This window comes from Aliagarivorans marinus DSM 23064 (assembly GCF_000429485.1).
GTDB lineage: Bacteria > Pseudomonadota > Gammaproteobacteria > Enterobacterales > Celerinatantimonadaceae > Aliagarivorans > Aliagarivorans marinus.
On record NZ_KE386909.1, the window covers coordinates 45,348 to 66,739 of the forward strand.

The following is a 21,392-nucleotide window of genomic DNA, read 5'->3' on the forward strand; positions in this document are numbered from 1 at the left end:
TGCTTAGCCAATCCGGTCCGCTATGGCAACGGTAAATTGGCAGCGCTGTTAGGGCTGCACGCACTATTTGGGGAGACAAGGATGAAAACTGCATTAGTTACCGGAGGGAACCGGGGCATTGGCGAGGCTATCGTGAGCGGGCTTGCCAGTCAGGGCTATCACGTGCTGCTCGGTTGTCGCAGCTTGGCGGCGGGGCAGAAGAGCGCACTGGCTACCCCGGGCAGCGTCACCGCGGTGGAGTTGGAGCTGGGCGATCCGGTGCAGTTAGCTGGACATATTGATCAGCTGCTGTCACAACACCCGAGAATCGATGTGTTGGTGAACAATGCTGGAGTGCTTAATCAGGGCGGGATCATGGAGGTGGACTTGGCCACCTTGCAAGCTGCGATGCAGGTGAATTGCTGGTCAGCGTTTCAGCTCGCTCAGGCCATACTGCCGGGCATGCTGTCGCGTAACTACGGGCGAATCGTCAATGTCTCATCGGGCTGGGGCTCATTTCACGAGGGGCTGGCGGGACCTGCTGCTTACTCCCTGAGCAAGGCTGCGCTAAATGCACTGACCGCCATCATGGCTCACGATATCGGCCAGAACATCAAGATTAACGCGACCTGTCCGGGCTGGGTGCGCACACGTATGGGCGGCGATCAAGCAGAGCGAAGCCCGCAGCAGGGAGCTGAAACCGCACTTTGGCTGGCGACCCTGCCGCCTGAGGGGCCGAGCGGCGGGCTGTTCCGTGACAAGCAGTTAATTGCCTGGTGACAAGATGGCTTCGATGGCTGAGAGTTCGTCGTCCGCTAGCTGCAGGTTATCTAAGGCTGCAACGTTGTTCTCCAGTTGCGCAGGGGAGCTAGCGCCGATTAACACCGAGCTGACCCGCGGGTCTTTGAGAAGCCAAGCGATGGCTAGCTGAGACAGGCTTTGACCGCGCTGCTGGGCAATCTGATTGAGCGCGTTTAGTTGCGGCTGTGCCTGCTCCACCCGCTGGGTTTCCAGGTAGGTCATGGCTTTGGCGGCGCGTGAATCTTGTGGGATCCCTTGCAGGTAACGATCGGTCAACAGCCCTTGGGCGAGTGGCGAGAAGGCAATGCAGCCGCTACCACCTTGCTCTAGGGTATCCAGCAGTCCATCTTCCACCCAGCGATCTAACATCGAGTAACGCGCCTGATGCAGCAAACATGGCGTCCCCGCCTGTTGCAACAACTGGATCGCCTGCTCGGCCAGCTCCTTCGGGTAGTTGGAAATACCCACATAAAGCGCCTTACCACTGCGCACAATATCGCTCAGCGCCTGCATGGTTTCGCCAAGTGGGGTGTCCGGGTCGGGGCAGTGGTGGTAGAACACATCCACATACTCTAGCTGCATCCGCTTTAGGCTCTGATCGAGGCTGGAGACCAGATACTTGCGTGAGCCGCCGCGTCCATAAGGCCCCGGCCACATGTCGTAGCCCGCCTTGGTGGAGATAAACAGCTCATCACGGTGGCTGGCAAAGTCGCTATGCAACATCCGGCCAAAATTCTGCTCGGCGCTGCCGTAACTCGGGCCATAGTTGTTCGCCAGATCAAAGTGGGTAATCCCCAGATCGAAGGCTTTGCGAGCGATATGCTGTGCCTGCAAATAACTGTCTACCGAGCCAAAGTTGTGCCACAGGCCCAACGACAATGCCGGCAGCCGCACCCCACTGTGGCCGCACTGGCGGTAATCCATTGATTGGTAACGTTGTAGATTTGCATGATAGGGGAGCAGGGCAGATTTATCGTTGATATCCATGGGGCCTCGGTATCCAGAAAGCGGGAAATCGTTTACCCGGCTAGTGTGAAGGGTTTATCTGACCGGAGCGAGTATCAGCAAGGTGAACTGAGACTGCTCTCACACAGATAGCTTTCACATAGAAAGTTTTCTCGCAGATTGTTGTTGGGTAGATAGCTCTCACTGGCTTGCTGGTGGAAACGCCGGGCAAGCTTATTCACCGTCTCCGTCGGCAATTTGCACTTGGTCTTTACCGCTATGCTTGGCTTGGTAAAGCGCTTTGTCGGCGCGGTCCACCAAGCTCAGTGCGGTGTGGTCCTGCGGGCTTAAGCAGGCAACGCCGATACTCACCGTTAGCGGCACCCGGGTATGTTGGTTAAATACTTCCAGCTTGCGGATGGTGTCGCACAGCTGCTCGGCAATCTCACAGGCGCGAGCGAGCGGGGCAAACGGCAGCAGCACCAAGAACTCCTCACCTCCCCAGCGGGCAGCGTGGTCGCTGTCGCGGATGCCCTGCTTGCAGCACCAGGCGAGTTGCTTGAGCACCTCATCGCCACAGTTGTGGCCGTGGGTGTCGTTGATCTGCTTAAAGTTATCGACATCCAACAGCAGGGCGCACAAGGGGCGCTGCATCTTGCGGCACAGCGAGAACTCTTTTTGCAAGGTGGTGGTCATCGCCCAGCGGTTCATCAGCAAGGTCAGGTTGTCGTAGTTGGCGCGCAGCTCCAACTGCTGCTGGCGATAGTACTGCTCGCTGTAATCGAGCATCAGGATCTGCACCGCCGCTTCGTCGCCCCATAGCACCCGCGATTGAGACAACTGCGCCCAGCATTGGGAGCCATCGGCCAACTGCAGCTGCAGCACCTGCTCGTTGATCGCCTCTCCCTTGCGCATCAGCTGTTGATACTGCTGCTCGATAAGCGGCTGCTGCTCGTGTAAGAACACATCCTTGATGCTGGAGATGCGCATCAAGGTGGCATCGTCGTCGTAGCCAAGTAGCTCGGCGGCGGCGCGGTTGCAAAACAAGATGGTAAAGTTGCGATGTACCACAATGCCCTGCAGCGAGCTCTCTAGTAGCGCCCGATAACGTTGCTCACTGGCCGCGAGGCGCTTGCTGGCATCGATTTGCGCGCTCAGGTCAACGATGGAGATTTGCAAAGCCGGCTGGCCGCCCCATTCGGTAATGTGGTCTACGGTGAGTACCGTGAGCTCCTTGCCGTGTTTATCGCGGTTTTTAAAGATGCGGCTACGCGGCGGCTCCTCGCCATCCATCACCGCTTGGTAAGCGCGCTTTGCCTCGATGTGGTCACTTTCATCGATCAGAGGCAGCAGGCTACCCAGAGACATGATCTCTTCTGCGCTTCGGTAACCAAACACCCGGGCATAGTAATCGTCGACGTACAGGGGTTCGAAATCCCGGTGGATGACCATGCCATAAAAACTGCTAAAGGTATCGAATGGTTCCATGCGTTGCCCAGATCTAATACTTAAGTAGCAAGTCTAGGCAGCCATAGCTACTTGCTCAAATTATCAGCATAAGTTCATGCCGATGGATCCATTTGGTAGGTCAGCCAATGGGTCTTGCTTGCCAGCTGTTGGTAGAGTGCCTGCGCGGTATGGTTGTCATGGGCGGTAATCCACCGTACACAAGGCCATTGCTGAGCGATAGCCTCGCGTTGCAGGGCGAGCAATAGCGCCTTGGCAACCCCTTGGCGGCGGGCATCGGGCGCAACAAACAGGTCATCGAGAAAGCCCACCTCGGTGGCGCGCAGCGGTGAGGGCATACTGCGATAATGAATGAGCCCAAGGATGTGTTGCTGCCGATTTACCGCCACTTGGCAATAAAAGGGTTTGCCTGGATCAGCAATCCAGTCCCACACCTTAGCGCGCATCTGCACAGTGCTCTCAACCTGATAAAAGTCCGCGTACTGCGCGTATAGCTGCTGCCACTGCGGCCAATCTTCGGCTTGTGGCTGACGAATTGTGATAGTCATAGGCCTTCCTTGTTTAGACGAGCCTGAGAGTTAGCCGTTGCGAATTGTTTTGAGGCTGCGCTGTTGCTGTCCGTGTTGGTCGAAGTTATCTGGCGCTAACCACTGCTCTAGCTCAGATTTACGCGCGGGCCACTCCTTATCGATAATCGAAAACCATGCAGTGTCGCGGTTGCGCTGCTTATATACCCGGGCTTGGCGAAAGGTGCCCTCATAGATAAAACCTAAGCGCTCACTGGCATTGCGAGAGGCCTGATTCAAGCTGTCGCACTTCCACTCATAGCGGCGATAACCAAGCTCGTCAAAGGCGTGGCGCATCATCAGATACATCGCCTCGGTGCTCAGTCGTGAACGCTGCAAGGCAGGCGAGAAGTGCAGGTGGCCGACTTCGATGGCGCCTTGTTCGGGGTCGATCCGCAAATAACTGGCCAGCCCCAGAGCATTGTCTGTTTGCTGATCAACCAGCACGTAAAACAGCGGGTCTTGGCTTCGGCTTAGTGTCTCCAGCCAATGCTGGAATTGCGGGAAGTCTGCCCAAGGGGTATAGCTTAGGTAGGTGAAGGTTGTGGCGTTGGTATCTTGGATATAGGCGGCGTACAAGCTGTTGGCATGGCGCTCAAGGTCGATGGCCTCAAGCCTTACGTAGCGGCCGTTAAGTGTTTGTCCACTGGGGACTGATGCGCTTGACCAGTTTGGCAGGGGCTCACCGATGGGCAAAGATGATGAAGGGGTATCAATGTTGTTGCTGTGCATGGCGTCTGTTCTTTCTATTGTGAAGTACGGTGTTTAGATACTCATGCTAGAGTTGATTTGGTACTTTAAAAATAACCACTTTGATCAAATTAAAGCATACCAATTATGGCTTTTAACGATGCATTGGCACTGCTCAACCTGCGCCTGAACAATGTGGCGCGAGGGCAGCGCTATCTAAGCCTTGCCAAGCAACTGCGCCAGCTCATAAGCGAGCAACGTTTAGCATTGGATAGCCGCCTGCCGGCTACCCGCAAGCTGGCAGAGCAGCTCGGGGTATCGCGTACCTCGGTGTTAAACGCCTACGAGGTGCTGGTGGCTGAGGGCTTGGTACGGGCACAACCTGGCTCGGGCTACTATGTGGCAGCGGTGCCTGCGGCAGCATCGTCAGCCCAGCGCCAGTCGACGGCAAGTCATGTGCATACTTCACCAGCCAAGCACGCAAACCCTGCCTTTGCCAGCAGTGGCGATCTGGAGCAGTTCCCCTTTGCCTTGTGGCGGCGTTGCCTGAACCGGGTATGGGCCAAGCCCGATCTGACGATGCTGCGCGAGGTCCCGGCGGGTGGCTATCTTCCACTAAAACAAGCGATCTGCGACTACAGCCTGCGATTACGCGGTGTGCAATGTCGACCGGAGCAGGTGTTTGTCACTGCCGGTAGCCGCGACACCTTGGCGCTGATCTATGCCGCCTTGCTAGAACGTGGCGACCCCATAGCGCTGGAAGACCCTTGCTACCCGCCACTACGCCAAGGACTGTTGGCCCATGGCGCCAACCTACATCCCTGCGCGGTCGACGGTGAGGGGATGCAACTAGCCCCAGAGCCCTGCCGCTTGGCGTGGATGACCCCGGCCAAGCAGTATCCGACCTCGACGCTGATGAGCCGAGAACGGCGCATGGCGTGGCTAAGCTACGCGCGCGAGCGTGGCACTTATTTGGTGGAAGATGACTTTGATGCCGAATTTATCTACCGGCGCAGCACACCCGAGACCTTGTGGCAGCTGAGCCAGCAAATGACAGGTTCCTCGGTGCTGCTGGCTGGCAGCTTCTCCAAGGTGCTGTTCCCCTCGCTCCGGGTTGGTTATCTGCTGGTACCTGAGCCGCTAGTGGAGCGCTTTACTGCAGCCCAGTCGCGTCTTGGGAACTTGTGTTCGGTGCCGATGCAGCCGGTGGTGGCGGAGTTTATCGCCGAGCCACAGTTTCACAGCTACCTGCGGCGGATGCGCCGCCTCTATCAGCGCCGCCGCGACCACCTTTATCAGTTGATCGAATCGCAGCTGGCGGAGTACTTCCAGCCAGTGCTACCTGAAGGTGGCATGGTGATGCCGGTGTACGCCTCGAAGCATCTAAGGCTTAGCGATTCAGCGCTGCAAGCGCAACTGAAGGAGTGGGGGATCCACGCCTCGGCGCTGTCAAAACAGTTCTATGGTGAGGGGAGGCAGGGTTTGCTGCTCGGCTATTCAGCCGCCTCAGAGGTGCAGCTTGGCGAGGCGGTGGCGACGTTGGCTGAGCTGTGTCGCTCAGCCGATTAGTTCAGGCTGATATTAGGTTTCCAGCAGGTGGTGGTCTTCGGGCAACTGTTTAGCCAGCCACAGCACCAGCTTGTGGCGCATTTCGGGTCCGGTTTGCTTATCTTTGGGCAGGGGAGTAAGTTGTTTATCTTCGGCGAGCAGCATGTAGATGGCCGCGACCTTATCTTTTTCAGAGGTGCCCGCTGGGAATTTGGCAAAACCGCGCTGCTGGGCGTATAGCTCGCCCACTTGCAGGGCTTTTTTCAACATCTGTGCTTCGTGCTTATAGGTTTTCACTGTCACGACTCCTTTTTTAAGCCACGTTAACCGATTTTGCCGGGCTTGCTAAGTCACGCCGCAGCACATTTTTATAAAAAATACTCGAGCAACCTCAAGATGCTCTGAATCCTGCATCTTGAGGTTGTTCGGGTATACGGATTTGGCGGGAGGCCAAGCTCAGCAATGAAGGCAATGGAACAGCAACAGCAGCGCTTATTGTTATTGATGGCATTTGTGATGCCATTCAGTTTTTCGGTTTGGATGGTGCTGATCAATAACTTCAGTATCGATGTGGCCAACTTTACCGGCCGCGAAATCGGTATCTTGCAGAGCCTGCGCGAAGTGCCGGGTTTTCTTGCCTTTACCGTGGTGTTCGCACTACTGCTGATTAAAGAGCAGCGGCTGGCGCTGATAAGCCTGCTTACCTTGGCTGTAGGGATCGCTATTACCGGGCTGTTTCCCTCAGTGGCGGGGCTATATTTCACCACGGTGCTCATGTCCATCGGCTTTCATTACAAATGCACACCATTCTAATTTGTAAAGGTTAAAAAGCCACTAACCAACTGCTTTTATTCGAATAAAATACAAAATCTACCTTGACGCCGAAAATTGCTCTACTACTCTTGATAATATTGAATAGCATCAAGGTGTAAAGGTCTCAGTGTCTAAGCTTAAGTTCTTCAGAACCTCAAAAAGCAATGGAAGATCCTTGTTCGCTCTATTGGATGGAGCTCATTTCCCTGGCGTTGAGCGAACTCTCTTCATCCGTTCATTGGACTCTCTTGCTGATACAACGATTGAAGCAAAGGTCTACGCGCTATCCTACTTTATTGACATGATGTCCATCATAGGAGTCGACCTAGATACTATGGTTTCTAATGGTCAACTTCCGACAATGGCGGAAATTAACTTATATATCCAAGCGTCGAATTTTGTTACTGACCAAGCTGAAGAATTCGTAAGGGCAAGAATCAAAGACAGATCAAGTATAAGACCGTTAATAGTAAACGAAGAAACGGTTTATCGACTTATTCATAGCAGCACTAACAGCAAGCTACAGGCAGTAGGAGTATCAGCATTTAATCGGCGCATAGAAGCCGCTTATGACTACATAAAGTTTTTATTTAAGTATCATATCAAAAAGCCTACGCATCAGCAGAATGAATCCTACTCAGAGATTCTTGCGACTCTTCGTAGTGAAAAAAAGAGACGTGCTAAAGCTCATGACCACGCCAATGTTCTTGAAAAGCAACTTACAGAAGAACAATTTAATAAGCTGATAAATATCATCAGACCTGATAACCCAGAAAATCCATTCAAACAAAGTAAGCAACGCAACTTTCTAATTGTTTGGATGTTAATTAGGGGTGGATTTCGTCGCTCTGGCTTAGCAAAAACCAAAATTAGCAATATGGATTTCTCAGGGGATTGTAATAAGGTTTTTGTGACGCGAACACCTAATGACCCAACAGACACCCGCAAACGCCAAGCATCACATAAGACTAGAGAGCATATAGTAGTTCTACCCAAGGAATTAATGCTAGACATCAAAGACTATTATGAATCTTCAAGAGTCAGATATAAAGCGGCCAATGAGCATGAATTCATTTTTATAGCCGAGAAATCAGGTGAAAACCATAACGCAGGCGATCCACTGTCCCTCAACTCTTACAACAAAATTCTAGAAAAACTTTCAGAGGTTCTAGGCTTTCACATACATCCTCATCGGCTTCGTTACCACTGGCACAAGATTTTTGAAAGAATTTGTGAGGCTAATGAGTTAGATGACTCAGATAAAGACAAGATAGTTAAGGAAAGTATGGGCTGGTCTCGAGATAGTAACATGGGACAGTTATACGCAAGGATGCAAACGGTGAAAAAAATGGCTGAAATAAACTTGCAGCATCAGAAGGAGTTATATAGTGCAAAAGTTAAAAAATAGCACATCAATAATTAACTTCCTCAATGAAAAGCAACAAGGTGCTGATGCTATTTTCATTGTGACAGACAAAGATACAGGCGAACATTTCAATAATAATATTTATGGAGCCAGATGGAAGATAAAAAGCAATAATAACTCAACTGATTACGTTGATATATCTTCTCTGGATAATTCTATCCTTTCCTTCGAAGAGCAGTCTATTGTAAGGAAGACTCTAGCTTTCTTAGCAAGTAAAGGAAGAACAGTTAACAATATGCTCTATGCCATCGTGAAGGTTCCTCTTAAAAGCCTAGATTTAATCGGTGCAGAGGATGTGATGAAAGGGGATGGAACAATAGTTCAAAAAACAAGTGTCAAAGCCTTTTTTACGGCTTTATCCACTCGATACCCAAGTAAATACAATCCAATAAGGAAGGCGCTGGAAAGCTACGTCATAAAGAACCCCAAAAGAAACCCTTGGGATATTAGAACAGGAGCCTTAAGCCGATATGAAATGGTGAACCTTGTAACACGACTAAATGAGTGGTCAGAAATCGTGCTCGACGAGGCGAAATTTACGAAATGGCGAGAGAGTTTTGGAAAAGGGGCTGGTAAGATTACTTATGTGGGAAAACTTAACCAATTTATTGGTATGCGCATGGCTATTAACTTCCACTTAAGACCAGAACAAATAAAGATATCTCTATGGTCTCATTTTAAAAACTCATCCTCCGAGGAAGACCCGTTTTTGTTTGATGGTGAAGGGCTTTTCTACCCGAGATATATCAAACAGCAAGATGATGAGGTATATAGGCCAGTCGCTGACCCATTTCCTGTTTCAATAGAATTTTCACGTGAATTGAAAATCCACTATGAGAAGTATTTCTACTGGTTAAAGGAAAGCATAGAAAAGTCAGAATTCTCCATGAGCGAAAATGAAATCACTGACTTGATGAGTAGTCTCCCTCTAATAATAAACGATTCTATTTTTGAAGAGTCCAAAAGGCATGTCAACAAAAAAGACTACGTTTCAGCAATGTTAAGTAAATCCTGGTTAATAAGTAAAAGTTACGCCAAACGTTTGATAGATAACTGTGTAGCTCAATTAAAACCAGAGTCAGACAGATTGCCAGCATCAGAATATAAGGTGAATTCAAGGAGGCTGAGACATTACACGGGTACAGTGCAAAGTAGCCGAGGAACTCCTGTAGAACAAATTTCGATATCCTTAACCCATTCAAGCCTTGATGCTGTAAAGAAATCGTATATTGATCTTCCTGCTGATGTGCAAGCGCAAATGGATATCAAGAGGAGTGACTCTGAATTTCTAGTCGCGGCGGCTTCAGGCCATTTTTCTGAAGAGTTAAAGAACCGTGTATCCACGAGCATAGACGAGAATGAGGCGGTGATTGAAGACTTGGAGGCAGGAAATCTTGGTAAATCAGCATCACTACCGATGTGTAGGGGGTGCTCTAAGACAAAACCCATATCATGCTACGGCTGTCATAGTTTCCACCCTTTAGCAGAGGGTAATCATAGGTACTATCTAGGGATTGTAAAAAAAGAGTATGACGCTAAAAAGGAGGCTGGCTTCACTGGTCTACAGTTAGCAATGTATGAACACCAAATGAAGAAAATTAAAATTACCATACACTATTGCGATCTCGCAGTAAAAGCTCTAGAAAGTGTTTCTGACGAGAATAATGATGCTTAATCACTACGAAAATGCTCTTTATAATTTTGTTGAAGAGAAAAAGAAGTTAGAGTTCCCTTTCTTTTCCCGCAATGATGGTAGTAAAACAAATGCAAACTGGTTGCAAAATTTCTTTTTTTACGAATCAAAGAATAAGAAGCGACAATCCATATCTATTTATAATAGATACCTTTATCCGAATGAAATGGTAAAAAATGCTGAGCAATTTGCAAACCTTAGCAATAAATGCAAATTCCTTCTTTCAAGTTATTACGCTGATATATGTAAAGCTCTAACAATTCAGATAGAGAAGGATAGAAAGAAGAAAGGGTATCAGTTTGTCCCTAAGGAACACTGTCACTATTTTCAGAAGTGGCTGGGATGGATGCAAGAAAAGTCGTTAAAGATACATGAATACACACCATCTAAACATAGCAAGTTCATGTCTTGGCTTATGGATAGAAGCCTTAAACCAGGTTCAGAATATGCTGAAGAAACCAAAATACTCGGAGCAATAAGAACGCTTCAGTCAATAGGCGCAATTGACGAAAATATCAAATTTAAGCAAGTTGCATCCCTATCATCAGAGCGTACAACTCAAGAAGTAGTAAGACGCAAGTCAAAAAAGATGCCCAGCAATGATGATATTGCAGTTGCTTTGACGATATTTCACAAAGTAATGCCTTCTGAAAAAGATAAAATTGACATTTTTGATAACACAAGAAATCGATTTGTTGCTAGCTCATATATGATGTCACTAGCTGCAACGCAACGATTTGCTGCCGAGAATCCATATTTAAACACTCATGCTCTCTCTAGCCGAGAATCTAGTAACGGTCAAGAGGTATTTTGTTTTACTTTTCCTGGTTCAAAAGGCTTTAAAATAAATAACAAACATGTTCACGGTCCATTAATACCATTCGTTGAAAAATCATTGAACTTCCTAGTTCAAGCAGGGAACCCGGCTAGAGCTCTTGCTCGGTTCTACGAAAATCCGCAGCTTTCAGCTTCTGAAGTGATGTTTGGTATAGAGGTCGAAGACTGGAAAGAAGTTGACAAGTCTAAGCCTCTAGATTTATGGAAAATAGCTCACTTATTAGGTTTGTTTGACAATGTGTCAAAGGAAGTAACTGACGAGTTGAAAAATGTTAAGGGTTACCCGCTAAATATTAATCCCAAAACAAAGATCCAATCAATGGCTCAAGCTTCTGCTCTCATAGGTGTAGCCCCTGGGAACTATAACAGGCAAGAAAGGCGCAAAATAGTACAATCTGCAACTGTAGGCGATCTTCAAGATGAGTGGATTGCTCACATAAAGAGAAACCTTCCAAATTTCCCATACAGAATCCATAGCAATGAAAACAAAGTATTGCTGAAAGATGCGCTTACCATTTTTACAGGAAATCAGCTCAATTCTAAGGGCTCATGGGTCATGTCTACTTCTCCGTTTGCAATCGATACTACAGATTATGGTGATGTTTTTAGGGGCGCAATTTCAGCTAGTGGAAAAGGAAATTTAGGTCGGTATTTTACTGAAAATGGTTTCTCAGCAGAAGAGTATGGTGTGGCTCCACACATGATTAGACACTATAGCAACACAATTTACCAAGAGTCCGGAGTAAGTGACGAGCATATAGCGATTGCTTCGGGAAGAGTAAGCGTAAAATCAAACGCAGATTACGATCATTTAACTGTAGATGAAATTGCATTTAGAGCTTCTCGACACCTCAATGGTAAAGATGAATTTTCACATATAGAAGGCAATGTGATAACAGCTGAAGAGTATTGCAAGCTTACAAATAGATCTGCTTCCGATACTGGTGTTGGTATATGCACACAGGACTTATCTGAATCACCTTGTACACATCTGTCCGACTTCAAATATCATTGCGTTGATTGTACTAAAGCAGCTTTCTGTAAGGGTAGTAAACGCGCTATTGAAGCTATGAAAACTGATATTGAGCAACAGAGGAATCGACTTGAAATGATTCTCAATAGAGGAAACTTGCACAAAAGTGAGCTTTCTAGAGCTCAATTTATTCAAAAGGTTGAAAACCTTGGATTCTATAAAGAACTTTTGAAATTAATGACATCAAAGGAAATACCTGACGGTACTTTAATTAGATTCACAGGGTTAAATAAAAAGACAGTAGGCTTTCAATTGTATGACATAGTCAACAGGAAAAGTCTAAATGGAATATCTATTGACCTCCCTAACTATCAAAAGCAACTGGATGATAAGATTACGGAACTATTCAATTCAGAGAAAAGAACAGAGAGTAAGCTAAGTGATTTCTTGAGCGCTAATGGTATATCTATATGAGTAATAGAGCATTCACTCCAGAACAAGAGCGTAAAGCAAGAGCTCTAGTTATTTCGTGGCCTGGTAAATCTATTTCATGGAAGGCGATGCTGGAAGCCTTCAAAAATGATCTAGGCGTTACCGTGTCAAAAGTATCAATAATGAACACCTACCCTAAAATATATGAAGCATTCATAGACAGAAAAAGCCTTGGAAAAGGTGTGTTTAATATAAATGATACTCTAATAACAACTGATAGTGCCAATACGATATCTGACCTAAGAGAAAAACTAGAAAAATGTCAGGCAGAGAGAGATGTCTACAAGGCTGACTACGAGTTAGCTCAAGAAATTCTTCAAAGGGTAATTGTTAACGCTAATTCCATACCAAATCTTCATGTCGAATCATTATTTAAAGAGATTGATTAGCAACTGGTTATTAAGCAGGATAGTCTATGGCAAATGGTCAAGATCTAGGTGAAATAAATTACCAGAAATTTCTAACGTGGATTGAGACTCAAACCACTGAAGATTACCGAGAAATGGTCTACCGGGGACAGCTCAATAGGAGACTTGTTGCCAAAGGAGCTGATATAGGTAACTCAGCACTAAAGCAAAACCCGAAAGTGAAGGAAAGGCTGTTCCAGCTTGAAGAAGATCTTCGTGCTCGCAGTGTCCTGCCGCCTATCGCTTATAAATCTGAAACTTCAAAGGATATTCCTGAAAGCAAGCAACTTGACCAGGCTGAACTCAAGCGTGAGCGACAGGGAGTTCACCTGAGACGGCTAGAACAACGCGTAGTCGAGCTCGAAGCAGAAAATGACGCGTTGAGGCAGCGCCTAAGTCGCTTCGATGCACTTAGTTCAGCATTGTCCGATATCGGGAGGCTGCCTAGATGAAAACCAGTCGGTATGACATTCGCGTAACTTCCGTCTGGAATACAGTGGGCCCATTTATTACTTTCGCTGGCGTACCAATCAAGGCCGGCATTCGCGGGTCTGCGCGAAAATTCATATCGGTAAAAGCTAAGGACTCTGACTGCCCGATGATTCCGATTAAGGGACAGCATTGGCGTATTACCGGCACAAAAACAGAGAACAAGATTTCTCGTAATGGTTTTATGCAAACAGAAGTTCACGTAACAGCTAAACGCCTTCGTGTAACCATGCCTGAGAGTGGTGACAATTTTGTTGATTTTGTGGCTTCAGACAAGGAGTTTGTCGGCGTAGGAGATGTGTTAGCGCGGCGTCTATGGAATAAATTTGGCTCTGAGGTCTATCAAATTCTAAACGATAGAAACCTAGGTATGTTAGAGATGGTCTTAACTAAAGAGACCGCAAGGAATATGCTTCAGGCTTGGGGCCGTTATTCTAACCTAAGGCATCTGCACTGGTTTTCTCAGCATGCTATTCCGCCGAGGATTAGCTCGTCGATTATGAAATATCACAGCGAACAGGCTGTTCAGCAAGTAAAGGATAACCCTTTTATTTTGTTGGCGTTTGGCATGAGCTTTACTGAAGTGGATGAGTTATCAAAAAGCTACTTCAATGTTGGTGAAAATGACCCCAGGCGACTCATTGCTGCTGTTGAAGAGTCCCTATACAGACACTCAAAGCGAGGTCATACGGTAGCAAATCATAAGCAATTAAAAGGTATTCTGAATCGCGTCCTAAACGATACAGAACTTGCTTCTGCCGCGCTCATGCTATCTCATGAAAATGGGGAGTTCATCCTCGATGACGATGGCAATTACCATCCCACCGCCGCACTCGTAATGGAAAAAGTAGTTGCTCACCGCTTTCTAGAACTAGCAGCAAGAAAAGAAGACTGGAGTGGGCTACATGACCAAGCTTTATCCGCAGGATTAAAAGATCTTCCTTTTCCCCTTACGGAACGTCAAGGAGAGGCCATTTGTACCAGTCTGATCAATCCTATTTCAGTGCTGACAGGAGGTGCCGGTACAGGCAAAACAACGGTGCTTAGGGTTATTCTCAGAGCCTATCAGGAGATGGGCTACACGATATATCCAATGGCACTCGCAGGACGAGCTGCTAGACGTATTCGTGAGGGCACGGGATTTAATGCAAGTACTATTGCTGGCTTTCTAAAAAACATCACTATTTCAGACGACGAAGATGCAATTGTCGTCATAGATGAAGGCAGCATGGTGGACTTACACACTATGTATCGACTCGTCATGGCGCTGCACAACAATGTTCGTATTCTTCTTGTCGGAGATCCAGCGCAGCTATCACCAATTGGCTATGGGTTAGTCCTTCACGATGTTGTTAAGATCCAAGCAATCTCAGGTACGGAGCTCGACATTGTTAAGAGACAAAAAGGGGAAACAGGAATTCCAGAGTTTACGCGCTTTGTTCGAAATGGCCTGGTTCCCGATTTCGACAGTCCAAATATCAGGTTTCATAGCGTCAGTAATGATGAGCTGAATTCAAAAATCTCAGAACTGTATACCCAAGTGCCGAACTCTCAAATTGTTGCAGCAACTTATCACGCAGAGCACGGCGGCATAGATGCTCTCAACAAAGTTTGCCAGAAAGTGAGCAACCCTAAAGGGCAACTTCTGAGATTCGCTCTCTTTGGAGAGCAAATGCATCTGAATATCAGAGTCGGTGATCCCGTTATTTTCACCGAGAATGAATGGGATGAGGACATACAAAATGGAACCATGGGAACGTTAGTTAGCTCCGGAGGTGAATCCAAGTTTGGTGTTGTGGAGTTGGATGATGGGCGAACTATTGAGCTGACAGAGTCGTTAGTCTATATAATGAAGCCAGCTTATGCCGTGTCGCTACATAAGGCACAGGGAAGTCAGTTCAAGAGAGTAATCGTAGTCCTTTCCAACTCGAGAATGCTCGACCGTTCATGGATTTACACTGCACTGACAAGAGCTGAACAGTGCATCGAAATTGTTGGCACGCCAGAGCAGTTTGAGACTGCGATTTCACGTATAAGTGCAGCAGAAAGACGAAGTACCACGCTGCATAAATTATTGGCCGCAGTTTAACCTCAGATACAAACGCTTCTGAGCTTAACCGAAGTGGATAGTCCAGCCGCACAAAAACAACTCTTGCTGGAACATTTTCGAGAAGGAAAGTGTTAGTACTCGCTACTACAAGTCCCTAATTTCTAATAAGTTAGTATAGGGCAACTTATTACCGGCGTTAACGGTGAAAATTACAGAAAGTGTCAGGTTGGGTCTTCATACAATGAAAGTAAAAAGTTCTGCGATTATCTATACAGGTTATGACTACCAAACGCTGCAAGGGGTGAAATTAATTGCTGAGTGGCTTCACAGTCCGACTCGGTACACCAAAGTGGCATTTGAAGCAGACAAAGAGAACAATGAAACACCTGAAGGTATAGATGATATCGTCTGTGAACGACCTAGTGGTATTAAGGATTTTTGGCAAATAAAGTTTACTCCTTCCCCTGAAAAGGATGAGAACTGTCTTACCTGGGGCTGGCTGTTAAAGGTTTCTGGTAAAACAACTAGATCTCGCTCCATTCTCAAAAAGCTCTACGATGCTATTGCTTCAGTACCCGCTGAAAAGCTAGGGGATGTTGTTCTTTTGACCAACAAGCGGCCAGACAGGTCTATGGAGTCCTGTCTGCGAGACTCGAAAGTAAACTTTGACCAGATTGATAGTGCAGTACAAAGCGAGATTATCCGTCAGCTAGGAAACAGTGAAGCAGCAGCTTTCCTTTTTTCGAAATTGACTGTTCAGCATAGCGATGGGGACTATCTTGCGATAAAACGCAATGTCCGATCTGATCTTTTAAGTTTTTCTGACGATATAGGTGTTGAACGGCTTGTGGCGAGAGCTCGCGAATGGGCAATGTTTGAAAAGAATCCACCAGAAGATGGTTGGATTTACCTTCATCATGTTAGAGAAATCTTATCACTCAAAAGGCCAGAACCTATTCCTGAAATGTTCTCAGTGCCTGATGACTATTGCCTCCCCAACTCTGAGTTTCACACGGATCTGTTAGCTAGAATCAGCTGTTCAGATGGTGAGGTAATCACTCTTACCGGTAAGCCTGGCGTTGGAAAAAGTACATACCTATCTTTTTTGTGTCAGGAGTTGGAAGATCAAGAGATTCCGCTAATACGTCATCACTATTTCTTGTCCTTAGGAGACACAACCGAAGATAGATTGAGCCCAAGAATTGTTGCTGAATCCCTGCTTCATCAAATTGACAACAGTCACAAAGAATCAAATGCAAACACATCCCAGCCGGAAAACCTGCGAGAGGCATTGTCAGTCTGCGCAAATCACTATAAAGAAAAAGAAAAACCTTTCGTCGTATTGATTGACGGACTTGATCACGTGTGGAGAGACAATGCTAAGAATAAAAAGCCACTAGATGAGATATTCAAGCAATTACTACCATCAGCAGATAACCTAGTTTTAGTTGTCGGGACGCAACCTGTTGATGATGAGTTACTTCCTTGCCCACTACTCACTCACTCACCAAAGAATGATTGGCATTGGTTGCCAGAAATGTCTGGAAACTCTGTATATGAATTCTTAAAACTTCATATTGAATCGGGCCGATTATTCTTGAACTGTCACAAGGATAGTGTCGATGAAGAGATACAGCAAAGCGCTAGTGCATTACTAGATATTACCAACGGCTATCCTCTGCATGTAATTTACTCATCTGAATACCTGTCCCATCATGGATTAGAGCTTTCTTCATGGCAAATTGAGAGGCTGGCCCCATGCTCGGGCGGCAATATTACGACTTACTATTCCGAGCTTTGGCGTAACCTAAACTATAGACAAAGAGATGTCCTTCACCTATGTAGTGGTTTTCAGTTTGCGTGGCCGAGACATGCGATAGGTTGTGTTGTAAGAGATAGCCACGATTGTGCACCGAGTGTAGATGCGGTGGCACATATGCTGTCAGAAGGGGTCTGCGGTGTAAGACCTTTTCACGAGAGTCTCTTAGTATTTGTCCAAAATCAGGAAGAGCATCAGGAGCGAATTAACGTATTACTGCCATATGTGTGCGAATGGTTGAGTACGAGCGCCCCAACACACCTCAAAGATAATTGGCTTTGGTCTAGTTTGGGTAGAGGGGGCGACTCTTCCCACTTGCGACAGGGAGTTACTCGAGACTGGGTGCTCGATAAACTTATTATTGGAATGCCTGTCAGGTCATGTATTCGGCTGTTATCTGAGGCAGAAACCTACGCGTTCCAAGAGCTAAAATATGCAGAAGCATATCGACACAGAGAACTAAAAACGAGATTGATCAATGGTCCTGAGTTCCAGACATGGGATTCAACTAGCTTGGAAATGCTCTCTCTTATTGGCGCGGACGAACAGTCACTAAATGAAATAGTCTCTGGACAAAACGAATATTCACCAATCAAGTTATCCATACTAGCTACTGCATTATGGTATCGCGGCGACATTGACCAAGCAGGACTATTATCACGGAAAGCTATCGACCGATATCGGACTAAAACCAAGCTGTTGTCTTCACGACACTCTCAAGATAACGAAACTGAAGCTTCTGCATTAATAGAAGCTGGAGTGTTGACTGATAGCCTTAACTACGACGCGATTTTTGAAGGAGGAAACTTCTCTAATTGGCCAGATGGATATGTAGCTAGTTTCAGATGTGCATGTAACACGAAAAAAGAACTAGACCTGCTTTTCAGGGCTTGGCGATGTTTACCCAAAAACTCAAATCACCTTGGTCAAATTGAACAGGATGTAATCAGGTTAAGCATCATAGAGGAAGCAGACCTTACCATTAGGCCCGAATATGACTCTTTTTCTTCGCAACCACTATCTCTGTTTTTGAACACCTTCTCTAGGGAAAGATTCGTCAGTATTGAAGCTTTCCATCCTAATATTACTTCGGAGAATGCATTTAGAGTTGAAGCGAAAAGCAGTTATTACACATGGTTTTTTTATTCTCTTAATATCAGGTTGAGTGCAGAAGGTGACTACTCTTGGTTGCCTGTAAGTGCAGCATCTGAAGAGCGAGCAGATATTTCAGCACACTATGGATTACTCAATGAGCTAACAGATAGCGTCGCAGAAGAGCTTTTGGCTGGTAACTCATTAACTTTTGACGTAGTTTGTGCCATGTTTCCACTAAAGCCTATATTGGATGAAATCCAATGGGAAACACGTAGAGCAGATATCCTGTTAAAGCGTGACTGGATTAAAATTGCAGCTGATTGTCATCTAATCACAACCCAATCTAAAATATCCGGTGATGAACTAAAGAAAGTCATTGACTCAGGCGTATTCAAAGTTAGCTGGTTACGCCTATGGTATAAAGAAGGAAATCTCAAGCTATTAGATGATGATGCAGCAGTAATTCTTATAGAGCAGGAAGAAGCGCGATTGTTAAATGAGCTCGAAGAAACAATTGAGTGTTCTAACGCTTATCTTGAGCTAGCTAAAGTAGCAATCCAGCATGATAACCCCGCACTTTTTGAGAGACAGTTGAGAAAAACGTGGGATTTTGTTCTTGGTTATGGACATCACAAGGATCCCACAATATTTGATGTTTTGACAGCTGTGGAATACCTGTCTGAAACTGACCCGTCTTCTGCGCTAAAAATATTAGAGCGAATTTCACCGATAGTTTTCAATATTTCTGAATTTACCGATGGGGATGAAACTAGGCACTCTAAGCATTCCATATCATCATTATTAGCAAGATTAAATCCGCAAACAGCTGCTTCAATCTATGATCAGGAGCTCCGTGATGGTGAATGGTATTACGCAGAAGAAACAATTTTCAGGTTGCTCGAAAAATGTGATTTTTCTTCGCCCGTTACAACAGGACTATATCTGACAGGGTTACACTCTAGCTGTTACCAGCTGCTTAGAGAAAAAGTTGAACAAGGAAATCCACACGCCATTCTTATCTCTGATGAAATAAAAAACTGTCTTGGTGTTGATGTTCAAAGTGCCACTATGGACAAAAACTCATCAGATAATGAATTTAATGAGAAGATTTCATTGAAGCCGTCGGATTATCCACCGGAAAAATTCGAAGAACTGATGGCTGCGCTAAAGGGGACGTATAGCGCTGGTAAGTTCTGGAAATCTTGGTACAAACATTGGTGTTTACAGGGCCAAGAACAAGAACTATTAGAAAAGTTAACTCCTCACATACCGACATTGGTAGATCGTTATGATGACAAACGGCACTTATTGGATCTTCTCTATTGCAGTGTTAAAAAGTTCAGGGGAAAGAGAAAAGCTTTTGATCTCTTAGTGTTGGCACATAAGGCAATGGGAGGCTGGTCAGATTGGTATGAACGTTCAGAAAATAGCACAAGTCGTCTAAAGATAGTCGCAGAGCAATACCCTCACAGAATTGACGAGTTTATACAGTTGACGACATCACAGCCAGACACTTGGAAAGATAAGTTTGGCGATTTAATTATTCCAAATGACAAACTTGTATTTTTGCTATCTCAGGGAGTCAAAAAAGAGGAAGCACTTGGGCTCACGTTAGCTATGGTTGAAAGTTTGGAGGATAGCGTTCGCAATCTTCAACTTACGAAACCTTCCTGGGACTGGCATCAAGATGACTCTTTAGAAGAGTCATTGGTTAAAACGCTAGTTTCAAGACTTAAGCTTCCCATACCCTCCGTGAAGCTATGGACAACGGAACAGCTTTCACTACTCCTAGCATCACGCCACCCAACAGTTGAAAAGTTATTAAAGGATGACTTAGCAAGTAGAAATCTGGAGTCCGAGTGCGTAGAAGTGTTGAGCGTATTTTTTGTTGCGAAGTCTAAGGGGTATATTTGTCCCAATGAATTAGGTCGCTACATCAAAGCAAGGTCCACACTATCTGATTTAATGCTGGCGGAGTTAATACCTACACCACAAGACTTGGGACAATACGCTTTAGCTATTTCTCCATTTATTGTTTTGGATTACGGAAACAATCGATTTGAATACTATCAAGGAACTCATGTTCCCCGACTATACAATTCATGCTTGAAAGATGAAGAGCAAAGAACCGGCATTCCGTTTACAAGTCATTACCAATCAGAATGGAACAAGACGTTCGCATATCAGCCTTCTAAAGCAACAACTATTGACTACTTTTTTGGTGGCGAAAGGCAGAGGGCAACCGGTCAATTTTATACACAAGCGAGCCATCGTGGTCGCTCCGCATATCTGAGAACGCTAGAAGTAGCTAAGCAATTCTACGGCATGCCTGATTCTTATGCCAAAAACCTATCGATACTAGCGTTACCTATCGAACCAGCATACTCAAAACTCACTCCTCAAAAACCAAATTGGTTGCCAGAATGGGAAGCCAAATCCCTTCCAGAGAAAGATGATCTAGTTGATTTTGTCGAGGAAACTTTAGCGAGCTTTGAAAAACAGGATTCCTCTCTCGACCTATTGGCACTCTCATTGCCCATTAGGCTCAATGATCAACAGTGGATTGATTTAACCATTGTAAAATCGGTATCTGAATTAGAGATTGCATCGGATATCCAGATAAAAGAACGGAGTGGTTGTCTTTCTGTTGGAACCCTTCTTGAAAGTGAGCTGTCTTTCAAGCTAGATGATAGTTCTAAATCTGATAGCACTTTGCTAGCTGTTACTCCATTTCCATATATGAGATATGGGCATTGGAACTCTGATCTCGAATCACGAGGGCTATACATTCCAAAATGCACTATTGAGGATAAAGATATTATCGGCTCATCTGCCGGTGGATTTTTTCGTTACACTGTAGATCGATTAGAAGTTGGTTTTTCGTCACTCTGGTATGACTGTTGGCAACCAATTCACCCGAAAGGTATTCGCTCCCTTTGTGGTACCTATACTGTGCTCAACAGGGAGAAAGCCGGAGAGCACCTGAACTGGAGCGGTGAAAAGAACAAAGTTCATTATGTTTGCAAAGCTATAGTACTTACATCTGAAGATAGTTTTAGAGATTACGATCAGACGGTGTTTAATTTTTTAGTAAGCAAAGAATTAACGATATAATTCACAATGACAAATTAGAAGCTAAAGATTACAGTTAAATAACCTGAAGGAGCTGCCCCAGACTTTTTTGAGTCAGGCTTGTTTCTGTATCAACAGCTAGAGCTTATGGCTAAACGCAGGTACTGCCGTGGCTCATAAGCTGAAAATCGCTTCTGGCATTGAAATAGCGAGCTGCGCGAGTCTTTTCG

14 protein-coding genes and 1 pseudogene are annotated in these 21,392 nt (G+C 45.9%); 10 read left to right on the forward strand and 5 right to left on the reverse strand.

Annotated features, from left to right (window positions below; translation table 11 throughout):
• Window positions 1-81: 81 nt before the first annotated feature.
• A complete protein-coding gene (locus G461_RS0119830; protein WP_026973151.1) occupies window positions 82-759 on the forward strand; it encodes an SDR family NAD(P)-dependent oxidoreductase in 678 nt (225 codons plus the stop codon).
• On the opposite strand, the gene mgrA is transcribed toward G461_RS0119830, so the two are convergent.
• The 4 genes from mgrA to G461_RS0119850 all read right to left on the reverse strand — a co-directional run bounded on the left by mgrA (window position 745) and on the right by G461_RS0119850 (window position 4,490).
• Window positions 745-1,767, reverse strand: a complete 1,023-nt coding sequence (gene mgrA / locus G461_RS0119835) for an L-glyceraldehyde 3-phosphate reductase (RefSeq protein ID WP_026973152.1) — start codon at window positions 1,765-1,767, stop codon at window positions 745-747. The genes G461_RS0119830 and mgrA overlap by 15 nt on opposite strands.
• Window positions 1,768-1,959: 192 nt before the next feature.
• Entirely contained in the window at window positions 1,960-3,213 is a 1,254-nt protein-coding gene (locus G461_RS0119840; RefSeq protein ID WP_026973153.1) for a sensor domain-containing diguanylate cyclase, read from the reverse strand.
• Window positions 3,214-3,287: 74 nt separating this feature from the next.
• Window positions 3,288-3,740 carry a GNAT family N-acetyltransferase gene (locus tag G461_RS0119845; RefSeq protein ID WP_026973154.1) on the reverse strand — a complete coding sequence of 151 codons (453 nt, stop codon included), beginning with the start codon at window positions 3,738-3,740 and terminating at the stop codon, window positions 3,288-3,290.
• A 30-nt stretch (window positions 3,741-3,770) separates the two neighbouring features.
• Entirely contained in the window at window positions 3,771-4,490 is a 720-nt protein-coding gene (locus tag G461_RS0119850; protein WP_035480910.1) for a GNAT family N-acetyltransferase, read from the reverse strand.
• A gap of 105 nt (window positions 4,491-4,595) precedes the next feature.
• Between G461_RS0119850 and pdxR the strand changes: the two genes are divergently transcribed.
• On the forward strand, window positions 4,596-6,017 hold the full coding sequence (gene pdxR / locus G461_RS0119855; RefSeq protein ID WP_026973156.1) for a MocR-like pyridoxine biosynthesis transcription factor PdxR: 1,422 nt from the start codon (window positions 4,596-4,598) through the stop codon (window positions 6,015-6,017).
• 12 nt (window positions 6,018-6,029) lie between these two features.
• Here pdxR and G461_RS0119860 read toward each other — a convergent pair whose 3' ends face one another.
• Window positions 6,030-6,293, reverse strand: a complete 264-nt coding sequence (locus G461_RS0119860; RefSeq protein WP_026973157.1) for a DUF5062 family protein — start codon at window positions 6,291-6,293, stop codon at window positions 6,030-6,032.
• Window positions 6,294-6,467: 174 nt separating this feature from the next.
• Here G461_RS0119860 and G461_RS0119865 point away from each other — a divergent pair.
• From G461_RS0119865 to G461_RS0119900, 8 genes and pseudogenes are all read left to right on the forward strand, one after another.
• Window positions 6,468-6,791: pseudogene (locus G461_RS0119865) on the forward strand (MFS transporter); the annotation flags it as partial.
• A 145-nt stretch (window positions 6,792-6,936) separates the two neighbouring features.
• Complete coding sequence (locus G461_RS0119870) at window positions 6,937-8,217, forward strand: site-specific integrase (protein WP_169727281.1); 1,281 nt, start codon at window positions 6,937-6,939, stop codon at window positions 8,215-8,217.
• A complete protein-coding gene (locus G461_RS0119875) occupies window positions 8,198-9,910 on the forward strand; it encodes a hypothetical protein (protein ID WP_026973160.1) in 1,713 nt (570 codons plus the stop codon). The genes G461_RS0119870 and G461_RS0119875 overlap by 20 nt, the downstream gene beginning before the upstream one ends.
• Window positions 9,903-12,212, forward strand: coding sequence for a hypothetical protein (locus G461_RS0119880; protein ID WP_026973161.1), 2,310 nt, complete (start codon window positions 9,903-9,905; stop codon window positions 12,210-12,212). Before G461_RS0119875 ends, G461_RS0119880 begins: the two co-directional genes overlap by 8 nt.
• A complete protein-coding gene (locus G461_RS0119885; protein ID WP_157360375.1) occupies window positions 12,209-12,619 on the forward strand; it encodes a hypothetical protein in 411 nt (136 codons plus the stop codon). Before G461_RS0119880 ends, G461_RS0119885 begins: the two co-directional genes overlap by 4 nt.
• 26 nt (window positions 12,620-12,645) lie before the next feature.
• Window positions 12,646-13,089, forward strand: coding sequence for a VPA1267 family protein (locus G461_RS0119890; protein ID WP_026973163.1), 444 nt, complete (start codon window positions 12,646-12,648; stop codon window positions 13,087-13,089).
• Window positions 13,086-15,215 carry an AAA family ATPase gene (locus G461_RS0119895; RefSeq protein ID WP_051333714.1) on the forward strand — a complete coding sequence of 710 codons (2,130 nt, stop codon included), beginning with the start codon at window positions 13,086-13,088 and terminating at the stop codon, window positions 15,213-15,215. Before G461_RS0119890 ends, G461_RS0119895 begins: the two co-directional genes overlap by 4 nt.
• Window positions 15,216-15,378: 163 nt before the next feature.
• Complete coding sequence (locus G461_RS0119900; protein WP_157360376.1) at window positions 15,379-21,204, forward strand: ATP-binding protein; 5,826 nt, start codon at window positions 15,379-15,381, stop codon at window positions 21,202-21,204.
• Window positions 21,205-21,392 lie beyond the last annotated feature (188 nt).

Excerpts from the sequence above, each read along its gene's own strand:
- G461_RS0119830 (WP_026973151.1), top strand. The coding sequence starts at position 82 with ATGAAAACTGCATTAGTTACCGGAGGGAACCGGGGCATTGGCGAGGCT.
- mgrA (WP_026973152.1), bottom strand. The coding sequence starts at position 1,767 with ATGGATATCAACGATAAATCTGCCCTGCTCCCCTATCATGCAAATCTA.
- G461_RS0119840 (WP_026973153.1), bottom strand. The coding sequence starts at position 3,213 with ATGGAACCATTCGATACCTTTAGCAGTTTTTATGGCATGGTCATCCAC.
- G461_RS0119845 (WP_026973154.1), bottom strand. The coding sequence starts at position 3,740 with ATGACTATCACAATTCGTCAGCCACAAGCCGAAGATTGGCCGCAGTGG.
- G461_RS0119850 (WP_035480910.1), bottom strand. The coding sequence starts at position 4,490 with ATGCACAGCAACAACATTGATACCCCTTCATCATCTTTGCCCATCGGT.
- pdxR (WP_026973156.1), top strand. The coding sequence starts at position 4,596 with ATGGCTTTTAACGATGCATTGGCACTGCTCAACCTGCGCCTGAACAAT.
- G461_RS0119880 (WP_026973161.1), top strand. The coding sequence starts at position 9,903 with ATGCTTAATCACTACGAAAATGCTCTTTATAATTTTGTTGAAGAGAAA.
- G461_RS0119885 (WP_157360375.1), top strand. The coding sequence starts at position 12,209 with ATGAGTAATAGAGCATTCACTCCAGAACAAGAGCGTAAAGCAAGAGCT.
- G461_RS0119890 (WP_026973163.1), top strand. The coding sequence starts at position 12,646 with ATGGCAAATGGTCAAGATCTAGGTGAAATAAATTACCAGAAATTTCTA.
- G461_RS0119895 (WP_051333714.1), top strand. The coding sequence starts at position 13,086 with ATGAAAACCAGTCGGTATGACATTCGCGTAACTTCCGTCTGGAATACA.